Annotated in this window: 10 protein-coding genes; 3 read left to right on the top strand and 7 right to left on the bottom strand. The window is 58.1% G+C overall.

All coding sequences use genetic code 11. The annotated features are described in order from the left end of the window. Positions 1–44: 44 nt before the first annotated feature. From ASN_RS00785 to rmuC, 6 genes are all read right to left on the bottom strand, one after another. Positions 45–1661, bottom strand: a complete 1617-nt coding sequence (locus ASN_RS00785; protein ID WP_197603314.1) for an efflux transporter outer membrane subunit — start codon at positions 1659–1661, stop codon at positions 45–47. Then, positions 1658–2992 (bottom strand): efflux RND transporter periplasmic adaptor subunit, encoded by a 1335-nt coding sequence (locus ASN_RS00790; protein ID WP_058986932.1) that lies wholly within the window; start codon positions 2990–2992, stop codon positions 1658–1660. The genes ASN_RS00785 and ASN_RS00790 overlap by 4 nt, the downstream gene beginning before the upstream one ends. Continuing rightward, positions 2989–6159, bottom strand: coding sequence for an efflux RND transporter permease subunit (locus ASN_RS00795; RefSeq protein WP_058986933.1), 3171 nt, complete (start codon positions 6157–6159; stop codon positions 2989–2991). Before ASN_RS00795 ends, ASN_RS00790 begins: the two co-directional genes overlap by 4 nt. Before the next feature lie 129 nt (positions 6160–6288). Further along, a complete protein-coding gene (locus ASN_RS00800) occupies positions 6289–7647 on the bottom strand; it encodes a sensor histidine kinase (protein WP_082666527.1) in 1359 nt (452 codons plus the stop codon). Beyond that, positions 7634–8377, bottom strand: coding sequence for a response regulator transcription factor (locus tag ASN_RS00805; RefSeq protein WP_006559126.1), 744 nt, complete (start codon positions 8375–8377; stop codon positions 7634–7636). Before ASN_RS00805 ends, ASN_RS00800 begins: the two co-directional genes overlap by 14 nt. Next, on the bottom strand, positions 8374–9702 hold the full coding sequence (rmuC, locus tag ASN_RS00810) for a DNA recombination protein RmuC (protein WP_407922289.1): 1329 nt from the start codon (positions 9700–9702) through the stop codon (positions 8374–8376). The genes ASN_RS00805 and rmuC overlap by 4 nt, the downstream gene beginning before the upstream one ends. A gap of 181 nt (positions 9703–9883) precedes the next feature. Between rmuC and ASN_RS00815 the strand changes: the two genes are divergently transcribed. The 3 genes from ASN_RS00815 to ASN_RS00825 all read left to right on the top strand — a co-directional run bounded on the left by ASN_RS00815 (position 9884) and on the right by ASN_RS00825 (position 13111). Continuing rightward, the gene (locus tag ASN_RS00815) at positions 9884–11167 is read left to right on the top strand and encodes a dicarboxylate/amino acid:cation symporter (RefSeq protein WP_006559124.1); all 1284 of its coding nucleotides are present in this window, start codon (positions 9884–9886) and stop codon (positions 11165–11167) included. 138 nt (positions 11168–11305) lie between these two features. After that, complete coding sequence (locus tag ASN_RS00820) at positions 11306–12604, top strand: MFS transporter (RefSeq protein ID WP_006559123.1); 1299 nt, start codon at positions 11306–11308, stop codon at positions 12602–12604. Positions 12605–12721: 117 nt separating this feature from the next. Next, on the top strand, positions 12722–13111 hold the full coding sequence (locus ASN_RS00825; protein ID WP_006559122.1) for a hypothetical protein: 390 nt from the start codon (positions 12722–12724) through the stop codon (positions 13109–13111). A gap of 199 nt (positions 13112–13310) precedes the next feature. Here ASN_RS00825 and bcp read toward each other — a convergent pair whose 3' ends face one another. Next, positions 13311–13787 carry a thioredoxin-dependent thiol peroxidase gene (bcp, locus tag ASN_RS00830; RefSeq protein ID WP_058986935.1) on the bottom strand — a complete coding sequence of 159 codons (477 nt, stop codon included), beginning with the start codon at positions 13785–13787 and terminating at the stop codon, positions 13311–13313. Between the last annotated feature and the right edge of the window lie 27 nt (positions 13788–13814).

Here is a 13814-nt window from a genome sequence, read left to right on the forward strand (position 1 = left end):
ATGGCGCAGGAAGAACCTCCCGCGTTCCGATAGGAAAGGCGCGCTTACCGGGGCGTATCCGTTCTGTCAAGGGGCTGAGAGGTTTTTGATACCCCCTGCCCTGTCAGATCAGAGGATGCGGGATCGGCATTTGTGTCAATACCAGCCAGCGGTTTGGCGTGGCGCAAATTGCCATATTGCAGCGGATGGAACGGCATGATCTTGTCCGGCTTGGGCAGTTCAGCACGAGACCACCCGCCCCCCAATGCACGGATAAGCTGCACACGGGCATCCACGGCACGGGTTTCCACCTGCACCAGCGCAATGCGTGCCTGTAGCGCCGCCACCTGCGCAACCACCACATCCAAATAGTTGGTCAGGCCGCCAGTATAGAGCGCCATGGTCATGCTCTGCGTGCGGAGCGCTGCATCAACCGCGCCACTCTGTTGCTGGGCTTCCGTTTTCAGGCGCGAGGTACGGGTCAGGTTGTCTTCCACTTCCTGAAACGCATCCAGCACGGTGCTCCGATACAGATCCTCTTCCTGCCTATATTGCGACCAGTTCCGTTGCAGTTCCGCACGCCGCAGACCGCCCTGGAAAAGAGGCAGAAGCGCCTGCACACCAAACTGGTACATGGAATTGGAGAGCGACGCGAGATCGAACCCGTTATCCATGAACCCTGTCATGGCGTTGAAGGTTATGTGCGGATAGAACGCCGCGCGGGACACACCAATCGCACGATTGGCCTGCGCCATCCGCCGCTCAGCCGCTGCAATATCCGGCCTGCGCTCCAGCAGGGTAGCCGGCAGCGCCACAGGAGGCTGCAGTTCTGTAAAGCTGAGCCGGGTTGTCGGCGCGATATGGAAGGATGCCGGAGCCTCATTCACCAGCACGGCAATGGCATGTTCCATCACGTCCCGCTGGGCCTTGATGTCCGTCTCCTGCGCCTGCGTGGCGTAAAGCTGCGCCTCCGCACGCGAGACATCCATGCCGGGCGCAATGGCACCGGCGAGCCTCATTTTAGTGACCTGCACGGCGGTCTGATAATAGCGGATGGAATCCTTATAAACCGCATCCTGCGCATCCAGCCCACGCAACAGAACGTAGTCACTCGCCAGTTCAGCCTGTAGGCTCAGCCGGGCCAGAGCATATTGTGCCGCAGCCTCCTGCGTGCGCTGTTTGCTCATCCGCACCTTGTTGCGGATGGCAGACCAGAAATCAGGCTCCCACGTTGCCGTTGCCGAATATTGCTCGGAGGACATATAGACCGGCCCCTGAGACCCGGCCCCACGCCAGAGCCTGTGCCGGGAGCCTTTGTATTTCTCTCCAGCCGCCATGCCGTTGAGTTGCGGATAGAGGTGGGATTTTGCCTCCATCGCCACATCACGGGCCTGCATGAAGGCCTCAGCCTGGGCCTGAAGGTCCGGGTTCAGGCGCATGGCCTGATCTTCCAACTGGTTGAGTTCCGGGTCCCCCAGCATGGTCCACCAGTCAGACCGGATGGCATCATCAGAAGGATGGGCTGCGCGCAGCACGCCTTGCTCGCCCCAGTTTTCCGGTAACTTGAGGGGGGTAGGCTTGTAGCGGGGCGCCATATCGCAACCGGACAACATGGTTGCAAGAGACAGCCCTAGCAGAAACCCCGAACGCACCGTTTTACGAGACGCCATCCGCACCGTCATTGACGCCCTCCAGCCTCAGGGCCGGGGCGTTCATCTTCGGGCATGGCCCGCGTATCATCCTTGTTGGTGTCGTCCGCAGCGGGCTTAGGCTTGGTGGCTGGCTTTTTGGACGGAAGATTGTAACCCGGCGTGCCTTTGACAATTCTAACTTCCTGCCCATCCAGCAGCCCGGCAGATGGGCTGTTCACCACGCGATCTGTTTTTTTCACCCCGCTCAGAATTTGCACGGTCGTTCCCAGATTGGTGCCGACCGTCACATTGACCAGATGCACATGGTTGGAATCATCCACCAGCGCCACCTGCGTTCCTTCTGCCCGGAATATGATGGCCCCTTCAGGCAGAATCAGCATGTCCTCATCACCCGGCGCGCTGAAATGCGCCGTGGCGTAGGAATTGGGCCATAGCTCGCCGGATTTGTTATCCAGCGTTAGTTCCGTTGTCACCGTGCGGGTTGAGGCATTGAAAGCCGACGCCGTGGCGAGGAACTTGGCCTTGAACGTGCGATCCGGATATTGCGGAATGCTCAGATCCGCCTCCAGCCGAGGGGAAATGATATCCGCGTAATCCTGCGGCACCGCCACAAACACGCGCATGGCATGCACATCCGCCACGCTGAACAGTTCGGTCGCGTTACCGTGGGCATCCACATCCCCGCGCCCGGCATTCACGTAGTCACCCACATCGGCAAAACGCGACGTGACGACGCCATCAAACGGCGCGACGATTTTCTTGAACCCTTCAAGGGCCGCAAACCGCTCGACCTCATGCTCGGCCGCTTCAACCTGCGCTTTCTGCGCCTCCGCATTGGCGGCCTGTACATCCACCTCCTGCTGAGAAACAGCCTGCGTGCCCTGCAACGCCTTCCAACGTTTCGCGGTAATCTGGGCCAGTTTATAGCGGGCCTGCGCCACGTTCAGGTTGGCTTTGGCGGCAGCGTACTGAGCATCCAGACCCGGGGTGTCAATTTCTGCCAGCACATCGCCAGCCTTCACCACGGCGCCGAAGTCCTTGTACCACATTTTCACGTAGCCAGAGACCTGCGCATAGATGGGTGCCTGATACCATGCGGCAATGTTGGCGGGCAGAGACAGCTTGCGCACGGATGGCCCCGGCTGCGGGTAGATCACCTGCACCGCTGGCGTGGCATCCCGCGCGGTTTCCTGCGCCAGATTCATGTAATTGGAATGACGTTCGACAATCCCGACCACAGCCAGAATGACCGCAGCGCCCCCTACCAGAGCAATCCCTAACTTACGGCGGGATGAGGAAGGCGCTGGCTGGGTATCATGACGCTCCGTGTGATCATGATCGCCCTCGTTCTGCGCGCTCATGCGCTTTCTCCCTCTTCCGTCGTCACCGGCTTTTTTCGATTATGCAGCATTGCGAACACGCAGGGCACAAACAGCAGGGTGGCCACCGTGGCCACCATCAGGCCACCCATGACCGCCTTACCCAGCGGCGCGTTCTGTGAATTACTCAGAGACATCGGCAACATACCGATAATCATGGCAGACGCCGTCATCAGCACGGGGCGGATACGTTCAAACCCGGCCTCAATGGCCGCCGCAATGGCATCCCCATGCTCTTCCAGCCGTTCCCGCGCAAAGGATACCACAAGAATGGCGTTTGCCGTGGCAGTGCCCATGCACATGATGGCCCCCGTCAGTGCGGGCACGGACAGGGTGGTGTGGGTCAGGAACAGGCTCCAGGAAATACCCGCCAGCGCACCGGGCAGCGCGGTGATGATGATGAACGGGTCCAGCCAGGACTGGAAGTTGACCACAATAAGCAGGTACACCAGCAGCACGGACATGGCCAAGCCACCCAGAAGCTGTGCGTAGGCACTGTTCATGGTCACAGCCTGACCGCGCACTTCCAGCGTGGAGCCACGCGGCAGATCAGGCCGCACTTCGTCCACAATCCGCTCTACTTCACGCGAGACTGTGCCGAGATCTATCCCCTCATTAGAGGCATAGATATCAAACACCGGCATGATGTTGTAATGCGCCACTTCGCCCGGTGTGCCGATCTGCTCAATATGGCTCAGGCCACCCAGAATTTGCGGAGGCTGGCCCGTTGGGTTGCCGTCCCCCTTATCAATGGGCGTAATTTCCAGATCGTTCATGGTTTGCAGGAACGTGGCTGGGGTCTGGATATCAATCAGATGCGAAACGCCCGTCTTTGTGTCCAGCCAGTACACCTGCCCGACCTGCGAGCTACCCGAGAGGGACACAAGCGCGTTGTTAGCAACGTCTGATTCTGTAATACCCGTGCCCAGTGCGTATGTCCGGCGTGCGTTCACCCGCAGGGTGGGCGTGGTCATGGGCTGCTGGACGGACACATCTGTCAGACCCGTGACATGCCGCAGCCGGTCAGCCAGACGGTTGGCAAAGCGGAAATTGTCCGCAAGGTTACGCCCCACCACCTGCACATCAATCGGTGACGGCAGACCGAAGTTCAGAATTTTGGCAGTCAGATCCCCCGGCAGGAAGGAAATCTGCGTGCCGGGAAATTTCTCCTTCAGGTTGCGCCGCAGCATCTTCCGATACTCGGCCACCGGAGAATCCGGGTCCTTGAGGGAGATGGTGAGATCACAATCCTGCGTGCCAACTGTTGGTGTTGGAATGTACGCCTGATTCAGCGGGCTAAACGGTAAACCGCAGTTATCGACAATGCTTTCCACCTGACCGTTGAGCGTGCGTTCGATCTCATCATTGACCAACTGTGAAATCTTGCCTGCTTCTGAAAGCTTGGTGCCGAGTGGCGCACGCATGTGAATGGCCATGGTGTCGGAATTGATTTCTGGGAAGAAATCCTGCCCGACAAAAAACAGCAGACCAAGCGAGCCGATGGAGCACAGAACAAATACAGGCACAAAGGTGCCACGCGTTGCTACCAGATGGGTCAGCAGATCCTGATACCCATGGCGGAACTGCTCGAACTTGCGTTCAAACCCTTTCTGGAACCGACCGAAAATGGTTTTGGGCTGCTGCGGGCCATGGGCGTGTGCCGCCACCTGCGCTGCCAGCATGTATTTCGCCATGGTCGGCACAAGGGTTCGGGACAGAATGAACGAAGCGATCATGGCAAAGATAATGGCTTCTGCCATGGGCATGAACAGCCAGCCCGCAACGCCCGTCAACTGGAACAGTGGCATCCACACAATACAGATGCACAGCGTGGACACGAAGGTCGGGATAACAATCTGGTTGGCCGCATCAATAATGGCGGTCTCCAGATCCTTGTCCATTTCAAGGTGAGCATCGATGTTTTCGATCATCACCGTGGCGTCATCCACCAGAATACCAACGGCCAGCGCAAGGCCACCCAGTGTCATGACGTTGATGGTCTGCCCAGCCCAGCCCAGCCCGATAATGGAGCACAGCATGGCCAGCGGAATGGAGGTGGCAATAATGACCGTGGAACGCCAGGACCCCAGAAACAGCAGCACCACAAGACCCGTCAGACAGGCGGCGGTGAGCATTTCACGCAGCACGTCCTGCACGGATTCCTTCACGAAGGTGGAAGCGTCATTCAGAACCTTGATGTCCACACCCGGCGGCAGGGTTTTGGTAATGCCCGGCAGCAGTTTCTTCACACCGGACACAACATCCAGCGTTGAGGCATCACCGCTTTTCATCACCACAATCAGCACGCCCTGCTGGCCTTTGACCAGCACGAGGTTTGTCTGCGGCGGGCCACCCTGATGCACCCACGCCACATCCTGCAGGCGGACAACAGCGTTCCCCACCTGCTTGATGGGCAACATGTTCAATTCATCCAGCGCACGGGGCGAGGCGTTGGTCTGCACCATCCAGTCAAACGCGCCGATGCGCTGATCCCCAGCAGGCAGCACAATGTTCTGGCTGTTCAACGCACGGGAGACATCCACCGGAGACAACTGGTGCGCCAGCAGCTTGATGGGGTCCAGATCCACCATCACGTTGCCGGGCTGCCCCCCATACGGGTTGGGAATGGCGGCCCCCGCTACGGAGACCAGCGCAGGCCGGATCAGGTTGGAGGACATGTCATAAATCTGTGAGGCCGTCATGGAGGTGGAAGACACCTGCAACGTGATGACCGGCACGGATGATGCATTATAGGCCAGAACCAGCGGCGGCGTGGAGCCGGTTGGCATCTGTTTGATGACTGTCTGGGAAACGGATGTGATCTGCGTCTGGGCGACAGCCGTATCGGTTCCGGGTTGGAAATAGATCTTAACAATTCCGCGCCCGTAATAAGACTGACTTTCTATGTGCTCGATATTATTGACCGTCGCTGTCAGGGCGCGCTCATAATAATACACAACACGGCCGGACATATCTTCTGGCATAAGGCCAGTATAAGTCCACACAACAGCCACAACGGGAATTTTGATACTGGGGAAGACGTCCGTTGGTGTCGTGAATACTCCCCTGATGCCGAACACCATAATGAGGATCGACAGAACGACAAATGTGTATGGCTTTTTAAGCGCCGTAACCACAATCTCATTCATGTGTCCCACCTCCGGTAAAGACACACAAATGGCTGCATCCAGATGAATCAGTCATACCTACGTGAGATACAGATATCCTTCTCAAGCGCCAATAAAAATGCTTTTAATCAGGCCGTATAAATGCATTTGTCATTGAAATATAATCCTGAAGCAGGTGCCTCGCCCGCCGGCCCCTTCCTCCACCACCACAGTGGCGTCATGCATATGCGCAATGGCTGAGACCAGACTGAGTCCAAGCCCGCTTCCGGGCACGTGTCGGCTTTTGTCAGAGCGATAAAAACGGGTCAGCACGGCCTCGCGCTCGCCTTGGGCTATCCCGATCCCGGTATCCGTAACCGCCAGAACGGCCTTGTCCGCCTGCCGCATGACGGCCACCGTCACCTGCCCGCCCTCCGGCGTGAACTTGATGGCGTTGTCCACCAGATTAGCCAGAAGCTCGATCAGCAGATGCCTGTCCCCATCTATCTGAACCGGCGTAGTGCCTACCTGCGTGACAAGGTGGATTCCTTCCGTTTCCGCAATGGGTTCATACAGATCCACAACATCCGCCACCAGATCGGCCAGATTGAGGGAAGCAAAGCCAGCCCGACGACGGCTGCTTTCAATTTCGGCAATCCGCAGCAAAGCCGTGATAATTGCCAGACACTGGTCCAGATCATCCACTGCGCGGGAGACAGCCCCCTCCAGCGTATCGCGCGGGCCGCCGGTGGAAAGCGCCCGCTCCAGCTTGGCCCGCACGCGGGAGAGCGGTGTACGCAGATCATGGGCGATATCGTTCCCTACCTCGCGCATGCCATTCATCAGGCTTTCCAGCCGGTCCAGCATGCGGTTCACACTTCCCGCAAGCCGTTCCAGATCATCACGCTCCTTGCCCGCAGGCAGGCGTTCATGAATATCGCCTGCCATAATCAGGTCTATCGCCTCATGCATGTCTTTCACGCGGGAGAGGGCGCGATGGCTGAGCACCATCCCCAGCAACAGCGCGAACAGCAAGGTCGGCACGGCCGCCAGCACCGTGGCATGCCGGAGCATGAGTTTCTGTTCTGCGAGAAGATGAAAACTGCGCCCCAGCACCAGAATATTGCCATCCGCCAGCGTGACAGCCAGCAGGCGCAACGGATAGGCGGCCCCTTCTTCCGGGTAGATTTCAATATTATGAGGTTTGCCGTCTGCTTTCAGGCCCCGAGGCCAGGACCGCAGATCACCTGTAATCAGGGCATGGCCGGGGTCAAACAGCCCTGCGCTGCTGATAACCAGCCGCATATCATCCGTCGCACGTTTCCGGATAACGTATTCCAGATGCTCCGGCGTCATTTCAGCAAGCAGTTTGGCTTCACCACGCAGCAGTTCAGTAGAACGATGAGATTCCACCGCCTCCATCTGCGTATATACCAGCGCAAACTGCATCACCATCACGCCCGCCATGGCGGCCAGCGCCATAAGAGTGAGGCGGAATGCGGCGGTGCGGAAAAGCTCAGTCAGGAACACGCAGCAGGAATCCGGTGCCACGAATGCTTCTGATCAATGGTTCCTCGCCCGGAGCATCAACCTTGCGACGCAGTTTACCGATATGCACATCCACCAGATTGGTGCGCGGAATAAAGCGATACTGCCACACATCTTCCAGCAACATGGACCGGGTGAGCACCTGATCCGGCCTGCGCATCAGATATTCCAGAAGCCGGAACTCACGCGGCAGCAGTTCAATCTCTCGCCCATCCCGCCAGACGCGGCGCTCGATCAGATCCATCTCCAACGGCCCCACGCGCAGGCGCGTGCTGCGGGTATCATCCGGACGGCGCAGCAGCGCCTCAACCCGTGCCAGCAGTTCTTCCATGGCAAAGGGCTTGGTTAGGTAATCATCACCGCCCGCCTTCAGACCGGTCACGCGGTCATCCACGGCGGAAAGAGCAGACAGCACAAGAACAGGCGTGCGGATGCCGCGCTGACGCAGGGTTTCGATAACCGTCAGGCCATCCATGCCGGGCAACAGACGGTCCACCACCATTACATCCACACCACCCGCCAGCGCCGCCGCAAGACCAGCATCGCCTGTGGCACGATGCTGCACATCCAGACCGTGGGCTGTCAGTTCCCCAACAATTTCTTCAGCAATGGTGCTATCGTCTTCTATCAGAAGAACCGCGCCACGGGGCTGATTTTCCTGCCCTGTGCCGTTATCACCCTGTGCTGTTTCCAATGCCGTTTCGTCATTCATATCTGTTCTGATGCTGTCTTCTGTGGGGTTACGCCAGTAAATTCCATTTCAGAGTGAGAGACACCTGCTGGGGGAAGTCCCCCTTCTCCCTCTGGTTTCCGGGCCGAGCTTTCAGGCACCATACTCCCTTCCGTGTCTTCCGGGCCATCAAGTTCTCGCAAACGGCGGCTGACAACCCGCGTGCGCCGCCGCGCTTCCTCAATGGAGGAAGACATGGCCTGTGCATTCCGGGCCAGTTTTTCCAACACGCCGTCCATCTTGATCATTTCCTGACGGGTGGCCCCCAACAGCCGGGCTATTGTTTCCGTCCGGTCTTCCAGCGCGAGGGTCACATACCCCAGATGCACCGTGCGCAACATGGCGGGCATCAGGGCTGGCCCCATGATCATGACACGGCAGGTCCGGCTGATTTCATCAAACAGGCCCGGAATACGCGCGGCCTCCGCATATAATCCATCGGTTGGCAGATAGAGCACGGCAAATTCAACCGTTCTGGGCGGCTGAATGTATTTGGCGGCAATTTTACGCGCTTCCAGCCGCATCGTGTTTTCAAGCGCCTTGCGTGCGGCCTTTTCCCCCACCGCATCCCCTTCTTCCGCCGCGTTCAGAAGGCGCTCGTACGCCTCGGTGGGGAATTTGCTGTCAATGGCCATAACGGGCGGCGTGCTGGCACGCACCGGCATGCGGATGGCAAATTCAACCACATCATTCCCGGGCCCCAGCCGCACGTTTGACTCATACGCGCCTTCGGGCAGCACATCATCCAGAATGGCCTTGAGCTGCGCCTCCCCCCAGCCACCACGGGTCTTCACATTGCTGAACAGACGTTTGAGATCACTGATCTGCGCTGTCATGGCCCGGACCTCCCCCATGGCCTTCTGCATGGCGGAAAACTGCTCCAGCACGCGCTGGAAGGAAGTCTGCATCTGGCGTTCAACGGCCTCATGCAACTGCTCTGTCACCGCTGTGCGAATGGCCCCCAACTGACGGGCAGAGGCCTCGGCCATCTCACGCAGAGCTTCCGACTGCGCTGCGCGGGCTTCGGCCTGCTCTCGCCCCATGCTGCCCGCTATGCCGCCCAGCCGCTCGGCCATTTCCGCGCGCATCTGTTCAATCCGCGCCATCATGCCCCGCTCCATTTCAGAGAGGGTGCCGCGTTGCTGTGCTACCTCCGATCGGCTGACTGCTGCCTCGCGCTCTATCAACACATACAGCTTGGCCAGCAGATCAGCGTCCGCCCCGCCTTCCTGCGGGCGGGGACGCAAAAACAGGGCCATCGCCGCACCCAGCACGAGCGCCCCCACAGCAACGCCCACAAGCAGCATACTATTCTCCATAAGCCCTTCTGATCACCCCGCCGGAAAAAAGGGGCATGCATGCAACATGTGATGATCCAATTCACTCTTATCACGACAATGCAATGACATCCCTTTGATAACAATGGTATGAGGTTTGCCGCGCAAATAGCTGCTTTACAAGAATAACGAACAAACAGGAAACTTACGCGTGTCCCTGCCTAGCCATTCTTCTGCTTCCGGTCGCAGCCATTCTTTGTATCTTCAGGTTATTATTGCTGTTGTTACAGGCATTCTGGTTGGATATTTTTTCCCCAATATCGGCGCATCGCTCCGCCCTCTGGGGGATGGTTTTGTCAAACTGATCAAGATGGTGATTGCACCAGTTATTTTTCTGACTGTGTGCACCGGCATTGCCGGTATGGCAGACCTGAAGCAGACAGGCCGCGTGGCAGGCAAGGCCATGGCCTACTTCCTGTTTTTCTCCACTTTCGCGCTTGTTGTGGGCATGATTGTCGCCAACGTGGCGCGCCCCGGCGCCGGTTTGCATATCAAGCCGGAATCTCTGGATGCGGGGTCCGTGGCCTCCTTTGTGAGTGAAGCCCACTCCCACTCCTTTACAGAATTCCTGATGCGCATCATCCCCGCCACAACGGCAGGGGCCTTCACATCTGGCGAAATTCTTCAGGTTCTGCTGGTGGCCATCCTGTTTGGTATCAGTCTGGCCAAGATGGGGCCTGCGGGGGAAAAAGTGCTGACCCTGTTCCGCAGCCTGACGGAACTGGTGTTCGGCGTGGTGCGGCTGGTGATGTATGTGGCGCCTATCGGGGCATTTGGCGCCATGGCGTTTACGGTCGGCAAGTTTGGTGTGGCGTCTATCGGCCACCTGATCGAACTGGTGCTGGCCTTTTACCTTACGGCCATTCTTTTTGTGTGCGGCATTCTTGGCATTGTCACCCGCCTGATGGGGTTCAGCATCCTGCGTCTGCTAAGCTACCTGAAGGAAGAACTGCTGATTGTGCTTGGCACCAGTTCTTCTGAATCTGCGCTGCCCGGCCTTATTTCCAAACTGGAAAATGCTGGCTGCCCGCAAGGAATTGTGGGGCTGGTAGTGCCCATGGGCTATTCTTTCAATCTGGATGGCACCAACATCTACATGACACTCGCCGCCCTGTTCATTGCGCAGGCCACAGATGTGCACCTCAGCCTTGGCGAGCAGACGGCGCTGCTGCTGGTGGCCATGGTCAGCTCAAAAGGGGCTGCGGGAGTAACTGGTGCAGGCTTTATCACGCTGGCAGCCACCCTCTCCGTTGTGCCAACCGTGCCTGTGGCGGGCATGGCGCTTATTCTGGGCATTGACCGCTTCATGTCAGAATGTCGGTCTCTCACCAATCTGGTGGGGAACGCGGTGGCCGCCATTGTCATTTCCCGGTGGGAAAATGCGCTGGATACAACCCAACTGCATGCCGCGCTTGAAAACCGGAAACCCGAATAAGGGCAAACTGCTCCGTCCAGTCTGCCACGCAACTTCTGTATCAGAACCGGCTTAGAGACTGTTTGAAATGTCTGTCAGGGCGCATGGCTGCGCTTTTCAAACAGTTCTCAGGCTTTTTAAAAACAACGGAGATCCGGAATGACCACGGCGCAGCGTCTGCGTGGTATTCTGGCAGGGTCCGCCGGGAACCTGCTGGAATATTATGACTGGTATGTTTACTCCTCTTTCACCATTTACTTCGCACATGCCTTTTTCCCCCGTGGCAATGAAACCGCAGAACTTCTGAACGCTGCCGCCATTTTTGCCGTTGGCTTTTTCATGCGCCCAATCGGCGGCTGGCTGCTGGGCGTAGCGGCTGACCGCTATGGTCGTCGCTGGGCTTTGACTCTTTCTGTTACCGCCATGTGCCTGGGCTCTCTCGCCATTGCCGTCTGCCCCACCTATACGCAGATCGGCCTGCTGGCGCCCGCCGTGCTGCTTGTGGCGCGCTTGGTGCAGGGCCTCAGCCTGGGTGGAGAATATGGGGCCTCCGCCACCTATCTGGCGGAGATGTCTAGCCCACAGAACCGCGGTTTCTGGTCCGGTTTTCTCTACGTCACGCTTGTCATGGGCCAGTTGCTCGCGCTTATTATCCTGCTGCTGATGCAGTATGTGTTTCTGACGCCCCATCAGATTGAAGTATGGGGCTGGCGTATTCCCTTCCTGCTGGGTGCTGCTGGTGCAGTGCTGATCTTCTGGCTCCGGCGGCAGATGCAGGAAAGTGAACGCTTTGAGCGCAGCCATGAAAAACATGAACAAGGCGGCCTGCGCGTTCTGCTTCAGCATAAGCGCTCCGTCCTGACCGTATGCGGCATGACGCTGGGTGGCACGGTGGTGTTCTATACGTACACCATCTACATGCAGAAATACCTCGCCAACACACTTGGGTTCCCCAAGGACACCGCCACGCTGGTGTCCTCCGCGTCACTGCTTGCCTTCGCATTGATGCAGCCTGCGTTCGGAGCCTTGTCTGACCGGATTGGACGTAAACCGCTTCTGCTTTATTTTGGCATTTGCGCAACGTTGGGCACTGTGCCGCTGCTGACACTTCTCTCCGGCGTCCATTCTCCATGGGCAGCCTTCGGGCTGATTACGGGAGCCTTGGGCATTGCCTCCGGCTATACATCCATCAACGCCATCGTGAAGGCTGAACTGTTCCCTACACAGGTCCGCGCATTGGGGGTGGCTCTGCCTTATGCCGTTACCGTTTCCCTGTTCGGGGGCACCACGGAGTATATTGCGCTCTGGTGCCGTCAGGCCGGGCATGACATCTGGTTTGCCTATTATGTTTCCATCTGCGCGGCAGTCACATTGCTGACGGTGCTGACCCTGCGCAAAACCGATCGGCTCAGCGAAGAAAACGGCTCTTCCACGCCTCATACATTACAAAAAAATTAGGAAGAGGCCAAAATCGCCCGCAATGGGCCTTTAAATTGCCATGAGCGAGCGCATTATTTGAAAGCAGAGAAGAGGAGTGGTTCGCCTCTCCCTTCCCGTTTTCAGGAGGCATACATCATGCGCCGTATGACAAAACTTCTTCTTGCTCTGCCCATTATTGCTGGCACTGCGCTGGCAAGCGTTCCGGCAGCCGAGGCGCATCCTGGCCCCAATTGGGGCGGTGGCCCGCGCTGGCATTCTCCCCCGCCGCCGCGTGGCTACTGGGGCGGTGGCCCCCGCGGCTGGCACCGGGGTGGAAATGGCGGAGCCATTGCCGGAGCCGTTATTGGTGGGCTGGCAGTCGGAGCTCTGGCCGGAGCCGCCCTTGGTAATGCAGCACCTCCCCCGCCCGTGGCCTATGCGCCGCCGCCACCTCCTCCGCCGCCGGTTTATGCTGTCCCGGCTGTGCCAGTGGCACCTGCACCCGGCTATTATGCTGCTCCGGGTGGCTATTACTCCGGCTGGTAAGACCCAGCCGGTTTCCGACCTTTTCTTCCCCAGCCGCACGGTTTGGCTGGGTTCATCCTGCTGAGCCACATCATCAGGAAATCTTACAGCGTCGGCTGAAAGCTGCATCTCGCCTCGCAGCTCAGGATCAATCTGCGGGGCACAAAGACTATAGGCCTGAATGCAGCCCCATAGTCTTTGTGCCCCGCAGATATATGACTTACAGAGCCTGCGCCGCTTCCAGCACGGCCTCAACATGCCCTGGCACTTTGACCTTGCGCCAGATGCGAGCAAGTTTACCATCTGCGCCAATCAGAAACGTTGTACGATCAACACCCATATAGGTTTTTCCGTACAGAGACTTCTCTCCCCACACGCCATAGGCTTCCGTCACGTCTCCTTTTTCATCAGATGCAAGCGGAAAGGTGAGATCAAATTTATCGGCAAAAGCGTCCAGCTTTTTCACGGGATCACGAGAGACGCCAATAACGCTCAAACCGGCAGACTCAAACTGCTTTAGCGCCTCATTAAACCCGCATGCTTCCTTCGTGCAGCCGGGCGTGTCTGCCTTGGGGTAGAAATAGAGCACAAAGGGTTTGCCTTTAAAGTCAGCAAAGCTGACATGGCGGTCACGGCTGGCAGGCATGGAAAAATCAGGGGCAATATCCCCTTCCTGTAAAATCTGTTCATCGGCCATGCTGGTTCTCCTTGTTCCGCGCGTTAG

Origin of the sequence: Acetobacter senegalensis (assembly GCF_001499615.1) — a bacterium.
GTDB classification, from domain to species: Bacteria; Pseudomonadota; Alphaproteobacteria; order Acetobacterales; family Acetobacteraceae; genus Acetobacter; species Acetobacter senegalensis.

Coding starts and splice junctions, on each gene's coding strand:
- ASN_RS00785 (WP_197603314.1), bottom strand. CDS start 1,661: ATGACGGTGCGGATGGCGTCTCGTAAAACGGTGCGTTCGGGGTTTCTG.
- ASN_RS00790 (WP_058986932.1), bottom strand. CDS start 2,992: ATGAGCGCGCAGAACGAGGGCGATCATGATCACACGGAGCGTCATGAT.
- ASN_RS00795 (WP_058986933.1), bottom strand. CDS start 6,159: ATGAATGAGATTGTGGTTACGGCGCTTAAAAAGCCATACACATTTGTC.
- ASN_RS00805 (WP_006559126.1), bottom strand. CDS start 8,377: ATGAATGACGAAACGGCATTGGAAACAGCACAGGGTGATAACGGCACA.
- rmuC (WP_407922289.1), bottom strand. CDS start 9,702: ATGCTGCTTGTGGGCGTTGCTGTGGGGGCGCTCGTGCTGGGTGCGGCG.
- ASN_RS00820 (WP_006559123.1), top strand. CDS start 11,306: ATGACCACGGCGCAGCGTCTGCGTGGTATTCTGGCAGGGTCCGCCGGG.
- ASN_RS00825 (WP_006559122.1), top strand. CDS start 12,722: ATGCGCCGTATGACAAAACTTCTTCTTGCTCTGCCCATTATTGCTGGC.
- bcp (WP_058986935.1), bottom strand. CDS start 13,787: ATGGCCGATGAACAGATTTTACAGGAAGGGGATATTGCCCCTGATTTT.